A 24,099-nucleotide genomic window follows, 5' to 3' on the forward strand; every position below is an offset into this window, starting at 1 on the left:
AGGTAATCACGATGCAACCTTCAGGGCTAACTCACCTATGCGCCTCCCCACCCAGTTTCGCCAGCGACTTTCCCTCCACGGTATGACCTGCAGCCTGCTACTGGGCACGGCTGCCACTGTCGCTGCCTTGCTCTCTACAGGCGTCATGGCCGCCAGCGCTGTGCAACACTACGCCATTGGCGCCGGTCCTCTCGACAGCGCCTTAAGCCAATTTGCGGCCAGGGCGAACGTGATCCTGTCTTTTTCGCCCCAGCAGACCGCGCGCTTGAACACGTCGGGGCTGGAAGGTAACTATTCGGTGGACCAAGGTTTTGCATTGTTGCTGCAAAACTCGGGGTTACAGGCGGTCGTCCAGGCCCCCGGCAGCTATGTCTTGCAGGCTGTTCCTGCTGGCGAACTCACCCTTGCGCCGACCACTGTCAGTACTTATCAACAGGTTGGTTTCAATCAAGAGATTGCTGGGGACGTAGGCTACAAGGCACAAAACAGCCGGATCGGCACCAAGACCAGCACACCTCTCTCGGAAACGCCCCGTTCGGTGTCGGTCGTCACCGGCCAGCGCATCAAGGACCAGAAATCCCAGAGCCTGACTGAAGTCCTTGGCTACGTACCAGGTATCTTCGCGCCCCCCTTCGCCGCCGGCGATAGTTTGGCGGGTGACCTGTTCTTCATTCGCGGTTTCAACGCAACGGATTACGGCTACGGCCTGCTGCGTGATGGCCTACGCGTTCAAGGTAATAGGTACGACACGACCAGCGAGCCTTATGGCCTGGAGCGGGTTGAAATCTTCCGAGGTCCTTCCTCCCTGCTCTACGGCGAAAATGCTCCTGGGGGCTTGGTGAACCTGGTCAGTAAACACCCTACGTCCACGCCACAGGGCGAGGTGCAGTTGGGCTATGGCTCGAACAACCGACGCCAAGTGGGTGTGGATATCTCGGGTCCGCTCAACGACAGCGACAATATTCTCGGTCGGGTGGTGATGCTCGGTCGCAAGTCCGACACACAGACCGATCATGTCCCGAACGATCGCCTCTACATCGCGCCATCCCTGACCTTGAACTTCGACGATTACAACAGCCTTACCTTGTTGGCCAATTACCAGAAGGATCACACCAACCTGGAACTCGGCCTGCCAGCCGCTGGCACCTTGCTTACAAATCCCAATGGCAAACTCTCCAAACACACCATGCTCGGCGATCCGGACTGGAATACGTTCGAGCGCGAAGCCTGGAGCACCGGCTATGAATTTAGCCACAGCTTTAACGACGATTGGCAATTCAGGCAGAACTCGCGCTACATGCAATCACGCATCAACCGCCATGAAACCTGGCCCAGTGCCCTGAATAACCGCGGCTTCGGCACCCAGTTGAACATGACCGCCTACGACCGCTACAACAAATCGATGGTTTATTCCCTGGATAACCAGCTGGAAGGAAAATTCCAGGTCGGTGGGCTGGAAAACACCGTGCTGTTCGGCGCCAGCTATGACCGCACCTCATTCAATCAGGATTGGGACGCGGGGTTTGCCGGCACCATCAATGTGTATAACCCGGTATACCTGCGGGATCCGTTGACCCCGGTGGCGGTGCAGAACACATTGCTCGAACAGCAGATGAAAGGGGTATATGCACAGATCCAGAGCAAGTATGACCATTGGTTGTTTTTGCTCGGCGGTCGTCAGGACTGGGTCGACAGTGATTTCCGTGACAAGGTGAACAAAGCCAGCAACACGGGATCGCAAGACCGTAAGTTCACCTACCAGGGCGGGGTGATGTACCAGTTCGACAACGGCCTGACACCGTATGTCAGCTATTCCACTGCGTTTGTCCCTGTGCAGCAGATCTCCAACGCAGGGTCACCGCTGAAGCCAATCACCAGCAGCCAGTACGAACTGGGCGTGAAGTACGAGCCGATCGGCTGGGATACGGCGATGACTGTGTCGGTGTATGACTTGCGCAAGCAAGACGATACCTACCTCGACGCCACCACCAACAGTTACCGCCAGGTGGGCGAAAGCCGAGCCAAAGGTGCGGAAGTCGAGGTGAACAGCAACCTCACGCCCAACCTGAATGTGACGGCGGCTTATACCTACACAGATGCGCGGATTACCAAGGATTCAGCAACATCGCTGGTCGAGGGGCGTCAGATGACGGGGGTTCCGCGCAACCAGGCGTCGGTGTGGGGCAAGTATCGCTTCCTCGATGGCCAACTCAAGGGGTTGTCCCTGGGCGGCGGCGTGCGTTACTTCGACAGTACCTTTTCCTACACCGCACCCACGCTCTACGGAAAGTTGGACGCCGGCAGCGTCACCTTGGTGGATGCAGCCGTTGGCTATCAGATCGACAAACACTGGTCCGTGGACGTGAACGCCAAGAACCTGTTCGACAAGGAATATGTTTCTGGATGCAACGATGCGGGCCGCTGCTATTGGGGTGACAGCCGTACCTTGCTCGGTACGGTGTCTTACAACTGGTAGGGCGTTGTGGATAACTCGGTTATTTACCGATGCAGAAGCTGGAAAAAATCCGCCCCAGCAAATCATCGGAGCTGAATGCACCGGTGATCTCACCCAACAGCTGCTGTGCCTGACGTAAATCTTCAGCCAGCAGCTCCCCTGCGCCTGCCAAGGTCAACTGCGCCCGGCCGTGTTCCAACGCTGCGCTCGCATGGCGCAACGCCTCCAGGTGCCTGCGGCGTGCGCTGAAGCTGCTTTCCGAGGTCTGCTCGTAGCCCATGCAGGCCTTGAGGTGTTCGCGTAGCAGCTCCAGGCCATCCCCTGCCGCTTTCGCGCTCAGGCTGATGGTGACATGGCCATCGGTGCTGGTTTCCATAGCAATGGCTTCACCGGTCAGGTCGGCCTTGTTACGGATCAAGGTGACTTTGGCCGGGTCCGGCCGTTGCTCAAGGAATTCCGGCCACAGTGCAAAAGGGTCCACGGCCTCAGGCGCGGTGGCGTCGACCACCAACAGCACCCGATCCGCTTCACTGATGGCTTTGAGCGCTCGTTCTACGCCAATCTTTTCCACCTGGTCATCGGTATCGCGCAAGCCAGCGGTGTCGACCACGTGCAGGGGCATACCGTCGATGTGGATATGTTCACGCAAGATATCCCGCGTCGTGCCGGCGATCTCGGTAACAATCGCCGCTTCACGCCCCGCCAGGGCGTTGAGCAGGCTGGATTTGCCGGCATTGGGCCGACCGGCAATCACCACGGTCATGCCATCGCGCAACAAAGCGCCCTGCCCGGCTTCACGCAGTACTGTGGATAACTCATCGCGCACTTTATCCAGCATCGCCAAGACGTGGCCATCAGCGAGAAAGTCGATTTCTTCCTCCGGGAAATCAATCGCCGCCTCGACGTAGATACGCAGGCTGATCAACTGCTCGGTCAGGTTATGCACACGCAGGGAAAACGCACCCTGCAGCGAACGCAGTGCATTGCGTGCCGCCTGTGCAGAACTGGCTTCGATCAAGTCAGCGATGGCTTCGGCCTGGGCCAGGTCGAGTTTGTCGTTCAGGAAGGCACGTTCACTGAATTCTCCTGGGCGAGCCAAGCGGCAGCCCAATTGCAGGCAGCGCTGCAACAACATATCCAGCACAACCGGGCCGCCGTGCCCCTGCAATTCCAGGACATCTTCGCCGGTGAATGAGTTTGGCCCTGGAAAGTAAATCGCCAGCCCTTCATCCAACACACTTTTGTCGGCATCGAGGAATGGCCCGTAATGGGCATATCGCGGCTTCAACTCGCGGCCGCTGATAGCCTCGGCCGCCTTACCGGCGAGCGGTCCGGAGATACGAACGATACCGACACCGCCGCGACCTTGAGCGGTAGCGACAGCAGCGATGGTTTCACGAGGAGCGCTCATCAGCAGGTTCCAGAACTAAAGTGACGGAAAGCAAAACGCCCCACTAGGGGGCGTCTTGAGTGGTTATCCACAGAGTAAATTACGCAGAGGCTTTTGCGGTAGCCGCTTCGATTTTACGTGTGATGTACCACTGTTGAGAGATCGACAACACGTTGTTGACCACCCAGTACAGCACCAGGCCCGCTGGGAACCACAGGAAGAAGAAGGTGAAGATGATTGGCATCATTTTCATCACCTTGGCCTGCATCGGATCCGGCGGAGTCGGGTTCAAACGCTGCTGGATGAACATGGTTGCGCCCATGATGATCGGCAGGATAAAGAACGGGTCTTTGATCGACAGGTCAGTTATCCACAGCATGAACGGTGCCTGGCGCATTTCCACGCTTTCCAGGAGTACCCAGTACAGCGACAGGAATACCGGCATCTGTACCAGAATCGGCAAGCATCCGCCCAGCGGGTTGATCTTCTCTTTCTTGTACAGCTCCATCATGGCCTGCGACATTTTCTGCCTGTCATCACCATGTTGCTCTTTCAGCGCCGCCAGTTTCGGTGCCACGGCGCGCATGCGTGCCATCGACTTGTAGCTGGCTGCCGACAGTGGGAAGAAGATCCCCTTGATCAGCATGGTCAGGAAGATAATCGAGAAGCCCCAGTTACCCACAATGCTGTGGATATGTTGCAGCAACCAGAAAATCGGCTGGGCGATGAACCACAGGAAACCGTAATCCACAGTCAGTTCCAGACCTGGGGACAACTCTTTCAGCACAGCCTGGCTTTTCGGACCAGCGTACAGGGTGGCGCTGGTTTCAGCCTTGGCACTTGGTGCGACGGTCAACGCCGGGCCAGTGAAGCCAATGATGTAGTTGCCTTGGCTGTCCTTGCGGGTTTGAACCAGGTTCGCGTCGCCTTTGCTCGGGATCCAGGCGGTCACAAAGTAGTGTTGAAGCCAGGCGACCCAGCCACCTTGGACGGTTTCCTTCAGCGAGCCCTTGTCGATATCTTTCATCGACACTTTTTTGTACGGTTCGCTACTTGTCCACAGGGCGGCGCCCAGGTAAGTCGCGGTGCCGGTGGCAGTGCTGGAAGAAGGATCGGAACTGGCGTCACGCTTGAGCTGGGCAAACAGGTTGCCGCTCCATGGTTTGTCGCTTTCGTTGTCGATCAGGTAAGTGACCTTCAAGTCGTACAGACCACGGGTAAAGCTGAAACGCTTGATGTAGTTGACGCCGTCGAGGCTGAATTTCAGGTCAACGTTCAACTGGTTCTGGCCATCAGCCAGTTGATAAGTCTTCTGTTCGGTCGAATAAACCGGACGACCGGTAGCACGGGCATCCGGACCGTTGGTGCCGGTCAGGCCACTTTGTGCCAGATAAGTACGTTCACCACCGTTATCGAACAGTTGGAACGGAACATCCGGATGGTCTTGGCGACGTGGATACAGCGGCAGTTTCAACTGCGCGATATCACCACCTTGTGGGTCGATAGCCAGGTCGAGCACATCCGTTTTAACGTGGATGAGGTCTTTATTGGTGACCACTGGCGTTTCTAAAGGGGCGCTTGTCTCGCCATTCGCGCTGGGAACATCGGCACTCGCGGACGCATTGTTACCCAGCGGGGTGTCCGGAATAGCCGGCGCAGCCTGATTGGTAGCAACATTCTGAGTCGGCAGGGCAGCCTGGCCGTAGTCCTGGTTCCACTGAAGAACCATGACGTAGGACACGATTGCCAGGGCGACGATCAGGATCGTGCGTTTAATATCCATGATTACTCGGCCATCGAAGAAGAACGGGAGGTAGGGATAGGTGGAACCGGGTCATAACCACCGGGATTCCACGGATGACAGCGACCTAAACGACGAAAGGTCAGCCAGCCACCGCGCAGAAGACCATGATTTTCTATGGCCTCTAACGCGTAGCAGGAACAACTGGGGTAGAAACGACAGTGGCTGGCCATCAGAGGACTAATGGCATAGCGATAAAACTGGATCGGAACGAGGGCCAGTTTACGCATCGGTGCTGTCTACCCCTACAGTTTCGGTGTTGGCAACTGGGACTGGCTTGTTGGTACGCGCCAGACGTTTCCAGAGCTTGCCGAAATGCTGAATCAATTCGGGGTTTTCTACATCACCCAAGCCTTTGCGCGCGACGATAACAATATCCCAACCAACCAGAGTGTCCTGGTGGAGGCGAAACGATTCGCGCATCAGACGCTTGAGGCGATTGCGCTCAACGGAGAGCTTTACGCTCTTCTTGCCGATCACCAACCCGAGACGGGGGTGATCAAGATCGTTGTTACGCGCAAGGAGCAGGAGATTTTTCCCCGGAACCTTGCCGGTGGGGGAGTCAAAGACTGCCTTGAAATGCCGGGGGGTTAGCAGACGCTTTTCCCGACTGAAGTCCTGACTCACCACCAGTACCGGATTATCAAACTGCCAGACGCGCACGACCTTTGGCGCGGCGACGCGACAGGACAGCACGGCCGTTCTTGGTGGCCATGCGAGCACGGAAGCCGTGAGTACGGGCGCGTTTGATGGTGCTTGGTTGGAAAGTACGTTTCATGGCGTTGTTACCTGGTTCGTCCACAACGGGCCGGAATGGCCCCCGTTTTAAGAGACCGGCGATTCTAGAGAAAGCAAGCCTCTAGGTCAATTTCCAACCAGCTTTTCCTTTAATTAGATCTCTGCCGCTCATTTACCTTTTTCTGTCCGCTCGGCTTTCTCAGGTCAGGGCATAGATATAAAAATAAAGAAGGAAGTTATTTAAAGCTTTTCTGTAAAGCTTATAAAAGCTAGGCAGCCAATTATCTGTGGATAACTGCCTTTAGGCCATATTCCACGTGATGTACAGAGAATGACAACACAGGGGAGAAACGGTGCTCTGCCTGTGCTGCGCTGTCGGATAAGCTGTGGGTGGAATGGGTTGTTATCCACAGGCCAGTTACCCACAGACTTTCGCCCCCACTTGTACAACGACCTCAAGGGCGCTTATCCACAGAGCTTATGCACAGACCATTGGTCGCATTTATCACCGTTAACACGTTGATTTTGGCTGGCCTCTGATCAACCTACATGTGGATAAGTGGGCGGCTCGCCGCTACAATGGCGGCTGTTTTTGCCTCACCGGCTTTCAACTTAGGGGATATCCGTGTCAGTGGAACTTTGGCAGCAGTGCGTGGAGATTTTGCGCGAAGAGCTGCCTGCCCAGCAATTCAACACCTGGATCCGTCCGCTACAGGTCGAAGCCGAAGGCGACGAGTTGCGTGTCTACGCGCCCAATCGTTTTGTTCTCGACTGGGTCAACGAGAAGTACCTGAGCCGCGTTCTCGAACTGCTCGATGAACATGGCAACGGCCTCGCGCCTGTTCTCTCCTTATTAATAGGCAGCAAACGTAGCTCGGCGCCTCGCGCTGCGCCGAATGCGCCATTGGCCGCGGCTGCGTCGCAAGCCCAGGCGGCAGCAGCACCTGCTGTCAGCGCGCCGACGCCTGCACCAGCGCCCTCCAAATCCTCTGCGCAGAAAAATGCAGCAGAGAATGAAGAGCCGTCCCGCGACAGCTTTGACCCGATGGCAGGTGCTGCCTCCCAACAGGCCCCGGTCCGCGCCGAACAGCGCACCGTGCAGGTCGAAGGCGCGCTCAAGCACACCAGCTACCTGAACCGCACCTTTACCTTCGAGAACTTCGTCGAAGGTAAATCCAACCAACTGGCTCGCGCAGCCGCCTGGCAGGTTGCTGACAACCCCAAGCACGGTTACAACCCGCTCTTCCTTTATGGCGGTGTTGGCTTGGGTAAGACCCACTTGATGCACGCTGTGGGTAACCACCTATTAAAGAAGAACCCGAATGCCAAGGTCGTGTACCTGCACTCGGAGCGCTTCGTGGCCGACATGGTCAAGGCCTTGCAGCTCAACGCCATCAACGAGTTCAAGCGGTTCTACCGCTCGGTTGATGCGTTGCTGATCGATGACATTCAATTCTTTGCCCGCAAAGAACGCTCCCAGGAAGAGTTCTTCCACACCTTTAACGCCCTGCTCGAAGGTGGCCAACAGGTCATCTTGACCAGTGACCGTTACCCGAAAGAAATCGAAGGCCTGGAAGAACGTCTGAAATCTCGCTTCGGTTGGGGTCTGACCGTTGCGGTAGAGCCGCCGGAGCTGGAAACCCGCGTCGCGATCCTGATGAAAAAGGCCGACCAGGCTAAAGTCGATCTGCCCCACGATGCGGCGTTCTTCATCGCTCAACGCATCCGCTCCAACGTGCGGGAGTTGGAAGGCGCGCTCAAGCGGGTCATCGCGCACTCTCACTTCATGGGCCGCGACATCACCATCGAGCTGATTCGTGAATCCCTGAAGGACTTGTTGGCGCTGCAGGACAAACTGGTGAGTGTGGATAACATCCAGCGCACCGTGGCCGAGTACTACAAGATCAAGATTTCCGACCTGCTGTCCAAGCGCCGGTCGCGCTCGGTGGCACGTCCCCGTCAGGTGGCCATGGCGCTCTCCAAGGAGCTGACCAACCACAGCCTGCCGGAAATCGGTGATGTGTTTGGCGGACGCGACCACACCACGGTCTTGCATGCGTGCCGCAAGATCAATGAACTTAAGGAATCCGACGCGGATATTCGCGAGGACTACAAGAACCTGCTGCGTACACTGACCACTTGATGACACCAGCGCAGCTTATTAAGGCAAGGGACTAGACCATGCATTTCACCATTCAACGCGAAGCCCTGTTGAAACCCCTGCAACTGGTCGCAGGCGTCGTCGAGCGCCGACAGACCTTGCCGGTGCTTTCCAACGTATTGCTGGTAGTCGAAGGCCAGCAATTGTCCTTGACCGGTACTGACCTGGAAGTCGAGCTGGTCGGTCGTGTGCAGCTGGAAGAGCCCGCCGAACCCGGCGAGATCACCGTCCCGGCGCGCAAGCTGATGGACATCTGCAAAAGCCTGCCGAACGACGCGCTGATCGACATCAAGGTTGATGACGCGAAGTTGGTGGTCAAGGCCGGTCGCAGCCGCTTTACCTTGTCCACTTTGCCGGCCAATGATTTCCCGACTGTGGAAGAAGGCCCTGGCTCGCTGACCTGCAGCCTGGAGCAGAGCAAACTGCGTCGTTTGATCGAGCGCACCAGCTTCGCCATGGCTCAGCAGGACGTGCGTTACTACCTCAACGGCATGCTGCTGGAGGTGTCGGAAGGCATCATCCGCGCCGTGGCGACCGACGGTCACCGTCTGGCCATGTGCTCGATGCGCGCCGATATCGGTCAGCCGGACCGTCACCAGGTGATCGTACCGCGCAAAGGTATCCTTGAATTGGCGCGTCTGCTCACCGAGCCGGAAGGCAACGTCAGCATCGTGTTGGGTCAACACCATATTCGTGCGACCACCGGCGAGTTCACCTTCACCTCCAAGCTGGTTGACGGCAAGTTCCCGGATTACGAGCGCGTGCTGCCTAAAGGTGGCGACAAGCTGGTACTGGGTGATCGTCAGGCGCTGCGTGAAGCGTTCAGCCGTACCGCAATTCTGTCCAACGAGAAGTACCGTGGCATCCGTCTGCAACTGGCCAACGGTCAGCTGAAAATCCAGGCGAACAACCCGGAGCAGGAAGAAGCGGAAGAAGAAGTGGGCGTCGACTACAACGGCGGCTCTCTGGAAATCGGCTTCAACGTGAGCTACCTGCTGGACGTACTGGGTGTGATGACCACCGAACAGGTTCGCCTGATTCTGTCGGACTCCAACAGCAGCGCCCTGGTACAGGAATCCGACAACGACGACTCGGCGTATGTTGTCATGCCGATGCGCCTGTAATCATGCTCAGCAGAAGCTAGATGTCCCTCAGTCGCGTCTCGGTCACCGCGGTGCGCAATCTGCACCCGGTGACCTTCTCCCCCTCTCCCCGCATCAATATCCTCCACGGCGCCAACGGCAGTGGCAAAACCAGCGTGCTGGAAGCCATTCACCTGCTGGGGCTCGCTCGTTCCTTTCGCAGCGCTCGCTTGTTACCGGTGATTCAGTACGAGCAATTGGCGTGCACCGTGTTTGGCCAGGTCGAACTCGCTGAAGGTGGGCACAGCAGCCTGGGGATATCCCGTGATCGCGGCGGAGAATTCCAGATTCGCATTGACGGGCAAAACGCGCGCAGTGCTGCGCAGTTGGCAGAGATCCTGCCGCTGCAATTGATCAACCCCGACAGTTTCCGTCTGTTGGAAGGTGCACCAAAAATCCGCAGGCAGTTCCTCGATTGGGGAGTGTTCCACGTGGAACCGCGTTTCATGGCCACTTGGCAGCGCCTGCAGAAGGCCCTGCGGCAGCGGAACTCATGGCTGCGGCATGGTACACTTGACGCCGCTTCGCAAGCGGCCTGGGACCGGGAACTGTGCCTGGCCAGCGACGAAATTGATGAATACCGCCGTGCCTATATCAAAGCCTTGAAACCAGTCTTTGAGCAGACCTTGAGTGAGTTGTTGGATCTCGAGGGGCTGACGCTGAGTTATTACCGTGGTTGGGATAAAGAACGTGAGCTGAGTGCAGTGCTCGCGACATCCTTGCAGCGGGATCAGCAAATTGGCCATACCCAGGCCGGACCCCAACGGGCTGATTTGCGTCTTAGATTAGGCGCTCATAATGCCGCGGAGATCTTGTCCCGTGGTCAGCAGAAGTTGGTGGTGTGTGCGCTGCGTATCGCCCAGGGCCACCTGGTTAGCCAGGCCCGACGCGGACAATGTATTTATCTGGTGGATGACTTGCCGTCGGAACTCGACGAGCAACACCGCCGCGCGCTATGCCGCTTGTTGGAAGAATTACGCTGCCAGGTGTTTATCACCTGTGTAGACCACGAATTATTGAGGGAAGGCTGGCAGACGGAAACGCCAGTCGCTTTGTTCCACGTGGAACAAGGCCGTATCACCCAGACCCACGACCATCGGGAGTGAAGGCATGAGCGAAGAAAACACGTACGACTCGACCAGCATTAAAGTGCTGAAAGGTTTGGATGCCGTACGCAAACGTCCCGGTATGTACATTGGCGACACTGATGACGGTAGCGGTCTGCACCACATGGTGTTCGAGGTGGTCGACAACTCCATCGACGAAGCTCTGGCCGGTCACTGCGACGACATCAGCATCATCATCCACCCGGATGAGTCGATTACCGTGCGCGACAACGGTCGCGGCATTCCGGTAGACGTACACAAAGAAGAAGGCGTTTCGGCGGCAGAGGTCATCATGACCGTGCTCCACGCCGGCGGTAAGTTCGATGACAACTCCTACAAAGTCTCCGGTGGTTTGCACGGTGTAGGTGTGTCTGTGGTGAACGCACTGTCCGAAGAGCTGATCTTGACAGTTCGCCGCAGCGGCAAGATCTGGGAGCAGACCTACGTCCACGGTGTTCCACAAGAACCGATGAAAATCGTCGGTGACAGCGAAACCACCGGTACGCAGATCCACTTCAAGCCATCGGCTGAAACCTTCAAGAATATCCACTTCAGCTGGGACATCCTGGCCAAGCGGATTCGTGAACTGTCCTTCCTCAACTCCGGTGTCGGTATCGTCCTCAAGGACGAACGCAGCGGCAAGGAAGAGCTGTTCAAGTACGAAGGCGGCCTGCGTGCGTTCGTTGAATACCTGAACACCAACAAGACTGCGGTCAACCAGGTGTTCCACTTCAACATCCAGCGTGAAGACGGCATCGGCGTGGAAATCGCCCTGCAGTGGAACGACAGCTTCAACGAGAACCTGTTGTGTTTCACCAACAACATTCCTCAGCGCGACGGTGGTACTCACTTGGTGGGTTTCCGTTCCGCACTGACGCGTAACTTGAACACCTACATCGAAGCCGAAGGCTTGGCCAAGAAGCACAAAGTCGCCACCACCGGTGACGATGCGCGTGAAGGTCTGACCGCGATCATCTCGGTAAAAGTGCCGGATCCGAAGTTCAGCTCCCAGACCAAAGACAAGCTGGTGTCTTCCGAAGTGAAGACCGCCGTGGAACAGGAGATGGGCAAGTACTTCTCCGACTTCCTGCTGGAGAACCCGAACGAAGCCAAGCTGGTCGTCGGCAAGATGATCGACGCTGCCCGTGCCCGTGAAGCCGCGCGTAAAGCCCGCGAGATGACTCGCCGTAAAGGTGCGCTGGATATCGCCGGCTTGCCAGGCAAACTGGCTGACTGCCAGGAGAAGGACCCTGCCCTCTCCGAACTGTATCTGGTGGAAGGTGACTCTGCTGGCGGTTCCGCCAAGCAGGGTCGTAACCGTCGCACCCAGGCCATCCTGCCGTTGAAGGGTAAGATCCTCAACGTCGAGAAGGCCCGCTTCGACAAGATGATTTCCTCCCAGGAAGTCGGCACCTTGATCACGGCGTTGGGCTGCGGTATCGGCCGCGACGAGTACAACATCGACAAGCTGCGCTACCACAACATCATCATCATGACCGATGCTGACGTCGACGGTTCGCACATCCGTACCCTGCTGCTGACCTTCTTCTTCCGTCAGTTGCCGGAGCTGATCGAGCGTGGCTACATCTACATCGCTCAGCCGCCGTTGTACAAAGTGAAAAAGGGCAAGCAAGAGCAATACATCAAAGACGACGACGCCATGGAAGAGTACATGACGCAGTCAGCCCTTGAAGATGCCAGCTTGCACTTGAATGACGAAGCACCGGGCATTTCCGGTGAGTCGCTGGAACGTCTGGTAAACGACTTCCGCATGGTGATGAAGACCCTCAAGCGTCTGTCGCGCCTGTACCCTCAGGAGTTGACCGAGCACTTCATCTACCTGCCGGCCGTCAGCCTGGAGCAACTGGGCGATCACGCAGCGATGCAGGATTGGCTGGCTCAGTACGAAGTGCGCCTGCGTACTGTCGAGAAGTCTGGCCTGGTGTACAAAGCCAGCCTGCGTGAAGACCGTGAACGTAACGTGTGGTTGCCAGAGGTCGAACTGATCTCCCACGGCCTGTCGAACTACGTCACCTTCAACCGCGATTTCTTCGGCAGCAATGACTACAAGACCGTGGTTACCTTGGGCGCTCAATTGAGCACCCTGTTGGACGACGGCGCTTATATTCAGCGTGGCGAACGCAAGAAGCAGGTCAAGGAATTCAAGGAAGCCCTCGACTGGCTGATGGCGGAAAGCACCAAGCGCCATACCATCCAGCGATACAAAGGCCTGGGTGAAATGAACCCGGATCAACTGTGGGAAACCACCATGGACCCAGCCCAGCGTCGCATGCTGCGCGTGACCATCGAAGACGCCATTGGCGCGGACCAGATCTTCAACACCCTGATGGGTGATGCGGTCGAACCTCGTCGTGACTTCATCGAAAGCAATGCCCTGGCGGTTTCCAACCTGGACTTCTGATCCCGGTAAGCCTGCCAAACTAAAAAGGCCAACGCTTAGCGTTGGCCTTTTTTATTGGGTGAAAATCAGCGAATTTGAAAATGCTCCACGTGGAACATCAGCGTAATCAGCCTTGAGAGGCTGCCGCCACACTCTCCAATCGATACCCATACCCATAGATCGTCAGCAACTGCCAACCCCGATCCGCCGTCAGCCCCAGCTTGTTTCGTAGCCGGTAGATATGCGTATCCAGCGGTCGTGACGACACCATTTCCTCATGGGTCCAGAACCGTTCGTAGAGGTACTCACGAGACAGTGGTCGGGCCAAGTTAGCGAACAGACAACTGGCCAGACGATATTCACGTTCCGTGAGGTTGATGGGTTTGCCTGCGCGGGTCACCGTCAATTCGGCGTCATCAAAGGTCAGGTCATTAAAGCTCTGCACTTCATGGGTGGCAGACTTCTGCAGGCCATGCCGACGCAGAACGGCAGTGACCCGTGCTTTTAATTCGTTGGGGCGGAAAGGTTTGCTGACGTAATCGTCCGCGCCGCTGTTGAGCGCGGTGACAATGTCGCTCTCGGCATCGCGGCTGGTGAGCATAATGACCGCAGGTGGCGACTCCATGTGTTCGCGGGTCCAGCGCAGCAAAGCGATGCCGGTGATGTCCGGCAATTGCCAGTCGAGTATCAGCAGGTCGAAGGTTTCCCGGCGCAGTTGGCGTAACAGGTCTTCACCGCGTTCGAAGCAATGCAGGGACCAGGGCTGTTCGGCGGTGCTGGGGATTTGTCGCAGTGTCTGTTCCACCCGGCGCAGTTCAGCGGGCTCGTCATCCAGTATTGCGACACGCATGGGTGGGTCCTTTCATTTGAAGAGTGCGACAGCCGTCGGCCGGTTTTGAATCTGAAGAATTGTGCGCAGATTCATCGACCCCTCGGATCTCTCTATACGCTGGGATCAATGAGCGGTTAACCCATTGAAAGTCCTCGATACCAATGTGGGAAAGATACCGGCTCCTGACCCTAAGGAAAAGGATCAGCCGACGCATGCGCTGCCGTAAACTCCTGTGCGCTGATGTCTGTTGCCCTCTGGAACCCTGACTTGTATGAGCGCCATGTTTCTTTCTCCTAATTGCCTGCGCTGCGCCCTTCCCTCTTTGTTGATCATGATGGTGGGCTCGGCGGGCGCTGCTACAAAGGTTCGTGCGCCATACATCGACGATGACTTTTTGTGCCGGGTCCAGCCTCTGCCTGCCGTAGTCCAGCATCTCACCGGTGAAGCCTGGAAGCTCGATACCCAGGGCAAGACGACTCCCCTGCTCGAAGGCATGTCTATTGATGAACAGGAAGGTGTGAAGACCTCGGCGTCGGCGTTTGTCAGCCTGTTGCTGGGTGATGGATCCCGCGTGGTGTTGCCCTCTGATTCCCAGGTGCGGCTCCACTTGGAGAAGAAGCTGTCGATTCCCCAAGTGGTACTCGAACAAGGTCAGGCCGAGGCGTATGTGATCAAGCGTGCCAGTGATCATGATCGCTTCCAGATCGTGACGCCGGTCGGTGTGCTGGGTGTGCGAGGTACGCACTTTCGAGTGCGCAATGACGCTGAGCGATCGTTGTTGGAGGTGTTGGACGGTCAAGTCGCCGCCAACCGGGATCGGACAGGCGAGATCAAAGTGGATGCACGCCAAGGCCTGCTCTTCAAGAAACAGGGCGACCTCAATCCCGTAGAACTGCTGGCCGCACCGAAGCTCATCGGCCAAGACGGCCAGAAAGGCGACGCGCCGGTCTGGAGCTTATACCTTCGGCCATTGCCCGGCGCCCGGCGCTACCGTGCACAGGTCGCCACTGACAAAGCCTTTATGAACATCAAGCAGGAAAACTTTTCCAGCACGCCGAAAATGAGCTTCACTGGGCTCAAAGCCTCGTTCTATCACGTGCGCTTGTCGGCTTACGACGAAAACGGCCTGGAGGGAGAAACCGGGGGCTATGACATCTTCTACTACCCGCCCACTGCCCAGGTACGTTGACCAATGATGCTCTGGGGCAAGGCCGAGAAACGTCAACCCACCCATGCCCAGCGCCTGTTCCACGGCCTGGTGCGCGAGTGGTTGTGGATTGGTTTACTGTTGTTGCCCATCACCGCCTACCTGTCGCTGAGCCCGGGCCTGGCCTTGAACAATCCGTTATACGACAGCCTGCGTCGCCTCGCACCACTACCCGTCGACCCACGTATCCTGCTGGTGACGATCGATGATTCCAGCCTTAAGAAGCTCGGCCGATGGCCTTGGCCACGCAGCCTGCACGCCGACCTGATTGATCGCCTGAGTGCCGCGCAACCGGCGGGCATTCTGTTTGATGTGATCTTCAGTGAGCCCGGTGACCCCGCCAATGACAAACGCCTGGCCGAATCGGTCTGCAACGCTGGCAATGTCTTGCTACCCCTTGTGCGTGAAGGTGCTGCGAACTACAGCCAACCGGACACGCAGATGATGCCCCTGCTCAAATGCGCCAAAGGCGTGGGCCACATCAACGTTGAAGCAGACAGCGATGGCGTGGTCCGCAGCCTCTACCTGCGTGAAGGCCCGCCCGATGCCACGGCACCGCAACTGGCGTGGCTGGCCTACGAGATGAGTGGAGAGTTGTCTGAAATGCCGGGCGAGCCTCTGCAATCGCTCACTCAGCACTGGCATCGGGAGCATGCTATTCGCATCCCGTTTATTGCCCCTCATACGCATTTTCCCAGCGTGTCCTACGCCAGCGTATTGCGCGGTGAAGTGGCTCCCGAGCAACTGCGTGGTCGCCTGATCCTGGTGGGGTCGACAGCCTCCGGTATGGGCGATCGTTTCGTCACACCTGTGTCTTCGACGGTGGGCACCACGGCAGGTGTGGAGATCCAGGCCAACGTGCTGAATGGCTTGCTGCAAGGCCGCAGCATCGTTGATCTGCCAGGCTGGCTTGCGGCCTTGATGGCGACCTCATTGGTGGCGTTGTTATTGGGCCTGCTGCTCTATCGCCCGCGCTATGCGCTGTGGATGACCCTGGGCTGCATGGGCGCCGCATTACTCGGTTCCCTGGCCCTGTTGCGTCTGGGGCATTGGTGGTCGCCTGCGGCCTGTCTGATTGGTTTGCTGCTCAGTTACCTGATCTGGAACTGGCGCCGCCTCAGTGTGATCCTCGCCTATTTCGGCTGGGAACTGGCACGCCTGGACAACGAACCCAAAGTCCTGCCCGAACGCCGCCGTGCACCTGCCAGCAAAGGCGATGTGTTGCAGGCACGTATCTTTGCCCTGGAACAGGCCGTAAGCCGCACACGCGACACACGGCGCTTTATGGCCGATGGCCTGGAGTGCCTGCCGGTGGCAACCCTGATTACCGATCCCAAGGGCAATATCCTGCTGGCCAACCGCATCTCTCGGCAAGTGTTCGGCAATGATCTGGTCAACGAAAACCTGTTGGAGCAGCTGGCGGACTTGGGCTACCCACCGCTGCACAATGGCGTGCGCCCCGCCCTGTCGGCGCTGGAGCTTGTGGAGTTCCGGGACATCCACCAACGCAGCCTGCGCATGGAGCTTGCGCCCTTGCTGCCAGCTGAAGGCGATGTCGCCCTTGGTTGGCTGCTGAGCCTGACGGATCTGAGCAAGGAGCGCGAAGCCCAGCAACACCGCGAGACCATGTTGCGGTTCCTCTCTCACGACCTGCGCGCACCCCATTCAGCGATCCTTGCGCTGCTGGATGTGCATAACGGCGAGTCCCCGGTGTTTGCCCAGATCGAACAACAGGTTCGCCGTGCCTTGGGTCTCACCGAATCCTTCGTGCAACTGGCGAAAGCCGAGGCTGATGGTTACCAGTTCCAACCGACGCTGTTCGCCATGTTGGTCATGGATGCCTTTGACCAAGTGGCGCTGATCGCCCAGCTCAAAGGGATTCATCTGGTTCACGACTTGGACGAGGCCGATGAAGGCATGGTGTCGGCTGACCAATCATTGCTAACCCGCGCGTTGTTCAACGTGCTGGAGAACGCCATCAAGTATTCGCCTTCCGGGACGACCGTGAGGTTGAGGCACAGTAGCGCGGAAGGCTGGTTGGAATGTCGTATCAGCGACCAGGGCCCTGGGATTGCCGCACAGGACCTGCCGGAGCTGTTCAGCCAATACCGCCGCTTCGATTCGTCCCAAGGCAGCGAAGGCCTGGGATTGGGACTGACCATGGTCAAGGCCGTGGTAGAGCGTCATGGCGGACGCATCAGTTGCGAAAGCGTGGTGGGCAAAGGCACCACATTCAGCCTTCAACTGCCGCTGCTGGAAGACTGAAAAACGTACTTTGCTGCTGTGTATAAAAAACCGGTCACAAGGACCGGTTTTTTTATGCGGAAAAAACTTATGCACCTTTTCCGTGATTTTATGAGCTTGAGAAATATGTAAGTAAATCAGCCTCTTAAAAGACAAAAAAGGCGATTCGCCAACAAACCGTACACAGGTTATCCACAGGTGCTCAGATCACCGGCGTGTCGACTACAACCGGCTCCGGTGGCAGCGACCCCATGGCCCGTTGCTGGGCTTCGTTCCACGCCTGGGCGCGGTCATTCAGCGCAGCGATGGCACGAGGTCCTTCACCTTCGGCGTACATCGGTTCGCCGATCACCACAGTGATAGTGCCTTCGCGTTTAGCCCAGCCGGTCTTTGGCCAGAACTTGCCGGCGTTATGCGCAATCGGCAGCACCGGCAGATGTGCATTGACCGCCAAAGCCGTACCGCCGCGTGAGAACTTGCCTACTGTGCCGTAGGGCACACGAGTGCCTTCGGGGAAGATCAGCACCCAAACACCGTCCTTGAGCAGCTCATCGCCTTTCTTGGCCACATGCTTGAGCGCGGCCTTGGGGTTGTCACGGTCGATGGCGATCGGACGCAGCATGGCCATGGCCCAGCCGAAGAACGGCACGTACAACAGCTCGCGCTTGAGTACCTGGCTCAACGGCGAGAAGTACGCCGACAGGAAGAACGTTTCCCAGGTGCTCTGGTGGTTCGACAGAATCACGCATGGCTGGTCCGGGACGTTTTCCGCGCCCTTGACCTCGAATCGGATGTTCAGGAACACCTTGGACAGCCACAGCGCGCAGCGGCACCAATAGACGTTGATAAAGCGATAGCGCGCCTTGAATGGCAAAAAGGGCGCAATAAAAAAGCTCAGGGTGCACCAGAGGAACGAACTGGTGCCCAGCAGCAGGTAAAAGAAAAAGGTTCTGATGGCCTGCAAAATCGACATGGCGGCATTTACCGTTGCGGGACGCGGCCCGCCTGCTAAAAGCGCACTCCCGAGCAATCCTTGTTCAGGAAGTCGAGGGTGGCTAGTTGTTGATAAGTTCTGCGGCAACGGCCGCCAGATCGTCAAAAATCAAGGTGCCTACCGGCAGGTTTTTCGCCTGGGTCTTTTCGCCTTTTCCGGTCTTAACCAAAACTGGCTGAGAGTCGACGGCTTTGGCCGCCTCCAGGTCACCGAGGCTGTCCCCGACGAACCATATCCCAGCTAACGGCACCTTGTAATGTTCTGCAATGGTTTTCAACATGCCAGGCTTGGGTTTGCGGCAATCGCAGCCCTCATCCGGCCCGTGGGGGCAGTACACCACCAACCCCACCTCACCGCCCTGCTCGGCCACCAACGTGCGCAAGCGCGCGTGCATGGCGTCCAGGGTGGCGATGTCGTAGTAGCCTCGGGCGATGCCGGACTGGTTGGTGGCGATGGCCACCGTCCAGCCGGCTTTGCTCAACTGCGCGATGGCCTCGATCGAGCCGGGCAGTGGAATCCATTCCGCCACCGACTTGATGTAAGCGTCGGAGTCGTAATTAATCACCCCGTCCCGATCGAGAATCAGCAGTTTCAACATGGTCAGCTCAGCGTCGAAATGTCAGCAATGTTGACGAACAGACCGCGCAGGCGCGCCAGCATGGCGTAGCGGTTTTTGCGTACGCCGGCATCGTCGGCATTGATCATCACGGCTTCGAAGAACGCATCCACCGGGTCACGCAAGGTGGCCAGGCGCGCGAGCGCTTCGGCGTAGTTGCGCTCGGCGATCAGCGGTTTCACTGCTGTCTCCGCTTTGGCGATGGCCGAGTTCAGCGAGAACTCCTTGGCGTCGGCAAACAGGCCTGGGTCGACGTCAGCATTGCCCAGGCCTTCGGCCTTGCTCAGCAGGTTCGACACACGTTTGTTCACAGCGGCCAGGGCGTCGGCTTCCGGCAGTTTGCGGAAGGCCTGCACGGCTTGTACGCGCTGGTCAAAGTCCAGCGCCGAACCCGGTTGCAGGGCACGTACCGCCAGGTACACCGACACGTCCACGCCTTCGTCTTCGTAGCGCGCGCGCAGGCGGTCGAACACGAACTCCAGCACTTGCTCGGCCAGGCCGGCTTGCTTGACCTTGGCACCGAACTGGCCGACGGCAAACACCACGGCCTGGGTCAGGTCGAGGTCGAGCTTCTTGTCGATCAGGATACGCAGCACGCCCAGGGCCGCACGGCGCAGGGCATACGGGTCTTTGCTGCCGGTTGGCAGCATGCCGATACCGAAGATACCCACAAGGGTATCCAGCTTGTCGGCGATGGCCACCGCAGCGCCGGTCAAGGTGCTTGGCAGTTCAGCACCGGCACCGCGCGGCATGTACTGCTCGTTCAGGGCCAGGGCCACATCGTCCGGCTCGCCGTCGTTGAGGGCGTAGTAGTAGCCAGCAACGCCTTGCATCTCCGGGAACTCGCCGACCATCTCGGTGGCAAGGTCGCACTTGGACAGCAGGCCTGCACGCGCAGCCCAGGCGGAATCGCCACCAATGCGTGGCGCAATGTAGGCGGCCAGCTTGGAAACGCGCACGGCCTTGTCGTAGACGCTGCCGAGTTTTTCCTGGAACACCACGTTCTGCAGGCGCAGGTTGAAGTCTTCCAGCTTCTGCTTCTTGTCTTGCTTGAAAAAGAACTCGGCGTCAGTCAGGCGCGGGCGAACGACTTTTTCGTTACCGGCGATGATCTGCTGCGGGTCCTTGCTTTCGATATTGGCCACGGTGATGAAGCGCGGCAACAACTTGCCGTCCACGTCCAGCAGGCAGAAATACTTCTGGTTGTCCTGCATGGTGGTGATCAGTGCTTCTTGCGGCACGTCGAGGAAGCGCTCTTCGAACGAGCACACCAGCGGCACCGGCCATTCAACCAGCGCGGTCACTTCGTCGAGCAGGCTTGGCGGCACGATGGCGGTGCCTTCCTGCAGGCGGGCCAGCTCTTCGGTACGCTTGCTGATCAGCTCGCGACGCTCGTTGGCGTCGGCCAGCACGTAGGCGGCACGCAGGTCGGCGGCGTAGTTGGCCGGCGAGGTGATGCGTACAGCTTCAGGGTGATGGAAGCGGTGACCACGTGAATCACGACCGGCTTTCTGGGCAAGGAGGGTGCAATCGATGACTTGGTCACCGAGCAGCATCACCAGCCACTGGGTCGGACGTACGAACTCTTCCTTGCGAGCGCCCCAGCGCATGCGCTTCGGGATCGGCAGGTCGTTCAACGAATCTTCAACAATGGTCGGCAACAGGCTGGCGGTCGGCTTGCCGGTGATGACCTGGCTGAAGCGCAGTTTCGGGCCGCTCTGGTCGATCTCGCTCAGCTCCACGCCGCACTTCTTGGCAAAACCAAGGGCGGCCTGAGTCGGGTTGCCTTCGGCATCGAAAGCCGCCTGGCGCGGTGGGCCGTCGAGGTTGATGCTGCGGTCCGGCTGCTGGGTTTCCAGCGCGGTCAGCAACACGGCCAGGCGACGTGGCGCGGCGTAGACTTTCTTCGCGGCGAATTTAAGACCGGCGGTCTGCAGGCCTTTTTCGATACCGGCCAGGAACGCGTCGGCCAGGGTGTTCAGGGCCTTGGGTGGCAGCTCTTCGGTGCCCAGTTCAACCAGGAAATCTTGAGCACTCATTGTGCAGCCTCCAGCTTAGCCAACACTTCATCACGCAGGTCCGGGGTTGCCATCGGGAAGCCCAGCTTGGCGCGAGCCAGCAGGTAGGCTTGGGCGACGGAACGCGCCAGGGTGCGTACACGCAGGATGTATTGCTGGCGCGCGGTGACCGAGATGGCACGGCGGGCATCCAGCAGGTTGAAGGTATGGGAGGCCTTCAACACCATTTCATAGCTTGGCAACGGCAGCGGCTGGTCGAGCTCGATCAGGCGCTTGGCTTCGCTTTCATAGAAGTCGAACAGTTCGAACAGTTTGTCGACGTTGGCGTGTTCGAAGTTGTAAGTGGATTGCTCCACCTCGTTCTGGTGGAACACGTCGCCGTAGGTGACTTTGCCGAACGGGCCGTCAGCCCACACCAGGTCGTAGACCGAGTCCACGCCTTGCAGGTACATGGCCAGGCGTTCCAGGCCGTAGGTGATTTCGCCGGTCACCGGGTAGCACTCGATGCCGCCCGCTTGCTGGAAGTAGGTGAACTGCGTCACTTCCATGCCGTTGAGCCAGACTTCCCAGCCCAGGCCCCAGGCGCCCAGGGTCGGCGATTCCCAGTTGTCTTCGACAAAACGGATATCGTGGACCAGTGGGTCCAGGCCCACGTGCTTGAGCGAGCCCAGGTACAGTTCCTGGAAGTTGTCCGGGTTCGGCTTCAGTACCACCTGGAACTGGTAGTAGTGCTGCAGACGGTTCGGGTTTTCGCCGTAGCGGCCGTCAGTCGGGCGACGACTGGGCTGCACATAAGCGGCGTTCCAGGTTTCCGGGCCAATGGCCCGCAGGAATGTAGCGGTGTGGAAAGTGCCGGCGCCTACTTCCATATCGTAGGGCTGAAGTACCACACAACCTTGCTCGGCCCAGTATTGCTGGAGGGCGAGGATCAAGTCTTGGAAGGTACGCACGGCTGGCGTAGGCTGGCTCACGAAATTCACCTGTTACTTGGGCTGCGATTTAAAGAGCGGGAGTATACCCGATTCGGCCGCGCCACCATCCCCTGGAGCCTTATGCCACGCTGCTTTTGGTGTTCTGAAGATCCGCTGTACATGGCTTATCACGATCAGGAGTGGGGAACGCCGCTGCGCGATGCGCAGGGTTTGTTCGAGTTGCTTTTACTCGAAGGGTTCCAGGCGGGCCTTTCCTGGATCACCGTTTTACGCAAACGCGAGCATTATCGAAAGGTCTTGTTTGGCTTTGATGCGCAGCGGTTGGCGCGGTTGACCGATGACGAGATCGAAGCGCTGATGCAGGATCCGGGCATCGTGCGCAATCGCCTGAAACTCAACGCCACCCGCCGCAATGCCGCTGCCTGGCTGGCGCTGGAGGACCCGGTGGGGCTGCTCTGGTCCTTTGTTGGTGGCCATCCCAAGGTCAATCACTTCAAGGACCGCAGCGAAGTGCCAGCGATTACACCCGAAGCTGAAGCCATGAGCAAAGCCTTGAAAAAAGCCGGTTTCACCTTCGTCGGGCCGACCATTTGCTACGCGTTCATGCAGGCCTCAGGCATGGTCATGGACCACACTCAGGACTGCGACCGTTACGCGGAGTTGGCCAACGCCGGTTAGAATGCCGGCTTTGCGCACCACACACGATCAGGAGTGACCTGTGGAAAAGTTGAAAGGCGCCTTGCTGGTAGGCGCTCTCCGGTTGTTTGCCCTGCTGCCCTGGCGCGCTGTCCAGGCCGTCGGCACGGCGATTGGCTGGATCATGTGGAAAACCCCTAACCGCTCCCGCGACACGGTGCGGATCAACCTGTCCAAATGCTTCCCGGACATGGACCCCGTCGAGCGTGAAGCTTTAGTCGGCCGCAGCCTGATGGACATCGGCAAGTCCCTGACCGAAAGCGCCTGCGCCTGGATCTGGCCGGCCCAGCGTTCCATCGACCTGGTGCGTGAAGTCGAAGGCCTGGAGGTGCTGCACGAAGCCCTGGCCTCGGGCAAAGGCGTGGTCGGCATCACCAGCCACCTGGGCAACTGGGAAGTGCTGAACCACTTCTATTGCAGCCAGTGCAAACCGATCATTTTCTACCGCCCGCCCAAGCTCAAGGCGGTGGATGAGTTGCTGCGCAAGCAGCGCGTGCAACTGGGCAACCGCGTGGCGGCGTCGACCAAGGAAGGCATCCTCAGCGTGATCAAGGAAGTTCGCAAAGGCGGCCAGGTGGGCATTCCGGCGGATCCTGAGCCGGCGGAATCCGCAGGGATCTTCGTGCCGTTCTTTGCCACCCAGGCGCTGACCAGCAAGTTCGTGCCGAACATGCTTGCCGGTCACAAGGCCGTCGGCGTGTTCCTGCACGCGCTGCGGCTGCCGGACGGTTCGGGTTACAAAGTGATCCTGGAGGCGGCGCCGGAAGACATGTACAGCACCGACACCGCCACCTCCTGCGCGGCGATGAGCAAAGTGGTGGAGCGTTATGTCGGCGCGTATCCGAGCCAGTACATGTGGAGCATGAAGCGCTTCAAGAAACGCCCGCCGGGTGAGGAGCGGTGGTACTGACTTACCACCAATCTCTCACCCAATGGAGATCAAATGTGGGAGCTGGCTTGCCTGCGATGCGGGCAACTCGGTCTTATAGTTAAACCGAGTTGATGATGCTATCGCAGGCAAGCCAGCTCCCACAGGGGATCACCTCAGGCCTGGCGGTCGAGTTTCTTCAGGAACACCACCATTTCTTTTTCGGCCTGTTTGTCGCCATGGGCCTGGGCCGCTTCGATGCCCTTCTCCCACGCCAGCCGCGCCGCCGCACGATCTTCCAACCCCAACTGCGCCTTACCCAACAACTTCCACGCCGCCGAATACTTGGGGTCGAACTCCACACATTTCTGCAGATGCTCCGCCGCCTTGGCGTTGTCTTTCAAATCCAGATAACCCTTGCCCAAACCAAAACGCAGCAGGGAATTATCCACACCCTTGGCGAGCATTTTTTCCAGGGATTCGAGCATGCAGGCGTAC

20 protein-coding genes are annotated in these 24,099 nt (G+C 58.3%); 9 read left to right on the forward strand and 11 right to left on the reverse strand.

Annotated features, from left to right (window positions below):
• Positions 1-37: 37 nt before the first annotated feature.
• Positions 38-2,476: a TonB-dependent siderophore receptor gene (locus ACP7BX_RS09345; RefSeq protein ID WP_426126956.1), complete on the forward strand. Its 2,439-nt coding sequence runs from the start codon at positions 38-40 to the stop codon at positions 2,474-2,476.
• Positions 2,477-2,495: 19 nt separating this feature from the next.
• Here ACP7BX_RS09345 and mnmE read toward each other — a convergent pair whose 3' ends face one another.
• From mnmE to rpmH, 5 genes are all read right to left on the reverse strand, one after another.
• Positions 2,496-3,866: a tRNA uridine-5-carboxymethylaminomethyl(34) synthesis GTPase MnmE gene (gene mnmE, locus ACP7BX_RS09350; protein WP_095014086.1), complete on the reverse strand. Its 1,371-nt coding sequence runs from the start codon at positions 3,864-3,866 to the stop codon at positions 2,496-2,498.
• 79 nt (positions 3,867-3,945) lie between these two features.
• The gene (yidC, locus tag ACP7BX_RS09355) at positions 3,946-5,628 is read right to left on the reverse strand and encodes a membrane protein insertase YidC (protein ID WP_426126954.1); all 1,683 of its coding nucleotides are present in this window, start codon (positions 5,626-5,628) and stop codon (positions 3,946-3,948) included.
• Positions 5,629-5,630: 2 nt separating this feature from the next.
• Complete coding sequence (gene yidD / locus ACP7BX_RS09360) at positions 5,631-5,876, reverse strand: membrane protein insertion efficiency factor YidD (RefSeq protein ID WP_010207715.1); 246 nt, start codon at positions 5,874-5,876, stop codon at positions 5,631-5,633.
• Positions 5,869-6,273: a ribonuclease P protein component gene (rnpA, locus tag ACP7BX_RS09365; RefSeq protein WP_314527403.1), complete on the reverse strand. Its 405-nt coding sequence runs from the start codon at positions 6,271-6,273 to the stop codon at positions 5,869-5,871. Before rnpA ends, yidD begins: the two co-directional genes overlap by 8 nt.
• A 16-nt stretch (positions 6,274-6,289) precedes the next feature.
• Positions 6,290-6,424 (reverse strand): 50S ribosomal protein L34, encoded by a 135-nt coding sequence (gene rpmH, locus ACP7BX_RS09370; protein ID WP_003213577.1) that lies wholly within the window; start codon positions 6,422-6,424, stop codon positions 6,290-6,292.
• Positions 6,425-7,009: 585 nt separating this feature from the next.
• Between rpmH and dnaA the strand changes: the two genes are divergently transcribed.
• From dnaA to gyrB, 4 genes are read left to right on the forward strand one after another with little or no spacing between them, the layout of a single operon-like run.
• A complete protein-coding gene (gene dnaA / locus ACP7BX_RS09375) occupies positions 7,010-8,527 on the forward strand; it encodes a chromosomal replication initiator protein DnaA (protein ID WP_426126952.1) in 1,518 nt (505 codons plus the stop codon).
• 38 nt (positions 8,528-8,565) lie between these two features.
• Positions 8,566-9,669 (forward strand): DNA polymerase III subunit beta, encoded by a 1,104-nt coding sequence (gene dnaN, locus ACP7BX_RS09380; RefSeq protein WP_016970682.1) that lies wholly within the window; start codon positions 8,566-8,568, stop codon positions 9,667-9,669.
• Between the two features lie 20 nt (positions 9,670-9,689).
• Positions 9,690-10,793, forward strand: coding sequence for a DNA replication/repair protein RecF (gene recF / locus ACP7BX_RS09385; RefSeq protein WP_426126949.1), 1,104 nt, complete (start codon positions 9,690-9,692; stop codon positions 10,791-10,793).
• A 4-nt stretch (positions 10,794-10,797) separates the two neighbouring features.
• Complete coding sequence (gene gyrB / locus ACP7BX_RS09390; RefSeq protein WP_017528682.1) at positions 10,798-13,215, forward strand: DNA topoisomerase (ATP-hydrolyzing) subunit B; 2,418 nt, start codon at positions 10,798-10,800, stop codon at positions 13,213-13,215.
• Positions 13,216-13,321: 106 nt separating this feature from the next.
• Here the strand turns inward: gyrB and ACP7BX_RS09395 are convergent, their stop codons facing one another.
• The gene (locus ACP7BX_RS09395; RefSeq protein ID WP_038847382.1) at positions 13,322-14,044 is read right to left on the reverse strand and encodes a response regulator transcription factor; all 723 of its coding nucleotides are present in this window, start codon (positions 14,042-14,044) and stop codon (positions 13,322-13,324) included.
• A 253-nt stretch (positions 14,045-14,297) separates the two neighbouring features.
• Between ACP7BX_RS09395 and ACP7BX_RS09400 the strand changes: the two genes are divergently transcribed.
• Positions 14,298-15,215 carry a FecR family protein gene (locus ACP7BX_RS09400; protein WP_426126946.1) on the forward strand — a complete coding sequence of 306 codons (918 nt, stop codon included), beginning with the start codon at positions 14,298-14,300 and terminating at the stop codon, positions 15,213-15,215.
• A gap of 3 nt (positions 15,216-15,218) precedes the next feature.
• Positions 15,219-17,498, forward strand: coding sequence for a CHASE2 domain-containing protein (locus ACP7BX_RS09405; protein ID WP_426126944.1), 2,280 nt, complete (start codon positions 15,219-15,221; stop codon positions 17,496-17,498).
• A 181-nt stretch (positions 17,499-17,679) separates the two neighbouring features.
• On the opposite strand, the gene ACP7BX_RS09410 is transcribed toward ACP7BX_RS09405, so the two are convergent.
• The 4 genes from ACP7BX_RS09410 to glyQ form a co-directional block, all read right to left on the reverse strand.
• Positions 17,680-18,450: a lysophospholipid acyltransferase family protein gene (locus tag ACP7BX_RS09410; RefSeq protein ID WP_426126942.1), complete on the reverse strand. Its 771-nt coding sequence runs from the start codon at positions 18,448-18,450 to the stop codon at positions 17,680-17,682.
• A gap of 82 nt (positions 18,451-18,532) precedes the next feature.
• A complete protein-coding gene (gmhB, locus tag ACP7BX_RS09415; protein ID WP_012721458.1) occupies positions 18,533-19,069 on the reverse strand; it encodes a D-glycero-beta-D-manno-heptose 1,7-bisphosphate 7-phosphatase in 537 nt (178 codons plus the stop codon).
• A 2-nt stretch (positions 19,070-19,071) separates the two neighbouring features.
• On the reverse strand, positions 19,072-21,126 hold the full coding sequence (gene glyS / locus ACP7BX_RS09420) for a glycine--tRNA ligase subunit beta (RefSeq protein ID WP_033900472.1): 2,055 nt from the start codon (positions 21,124-21,126) through the stop codon (positions 19,072-19,074).
• Positions 21,123-22,076 carry a glycine--tRNA ligase subunit alpha gene (glyQ, locus tag ACP7BX_RS09425; protein WP_003187265.1) on the reverse strand — a complete coding sequence of 318 codons (954 nt, stop codon included), beginning with the start codon at positions 22,074-22,076 and terminating at the stop codon, positions 21,123-21,125. The genes glyS and glyQ overlap by 4 nt, the downstream gene beginning before the upstream one ends.
• An 81-nt stretch (positions 22,077-22,157) precedes the next feature.
• On the opposite strand from glyQ, the gene ACP7BX_RS09430 reads away from it, so the two are divergent.
• Positions 22,158-22,715 (forward strand): DNA-3-methyladenine glycosylase I, encoded by a 558-nt coding sequence (locus ACP7BX_RS09430; protein WP_426126939.1) that lies wholly within the window; start codon positions 22,158-22,160, stop codon positions 22,713-22,715.
• 40 nt (positions 22,716-22,755) lie between these two features.
• A complete protein-coding gene (locus ACP7BX_RS09435) occupies positions 22,756-23,643 on the forward strand; it encodes a lysophospholipid acyltransferase (protein WP_033900470.1) in 888 nt (295 codons plus the stop codon).
• A 134-nt stretch (positions 23,644-23,777) separates the two neighbouring features.
• On the opposite strand, the gene ACP7BX_RS09440 is transcribed toward ACP7BX_RS09435, so the two are convergent.
• Positions 23,778-24,089 carry a tetratricopeptide repeat protein gene (locus tag ACP7BX_RS09440; RefSeq protein WP_426126937.1) on the reverse strand — a complete coding sequence of 104 codons (312 nt, stop codon included), beginning with the start codon at positions 24,087-24,089 and terminating at the stop codon, positions 23,778-23,780.
• Positions 24,090-24,099: the final 10 nt, after the last annotated feature.

This window comes from Pseudomonas sp. DWP3-1-3b3 (assembly GCF_049896305.1).
GTDB lineage: Bacteria > Pseudomonadota > Gammaproteobacteria > Pseudomonadales > Pseudomonadaceae > Aquipseudomonas > Aquipseudomonas azotoformans_A.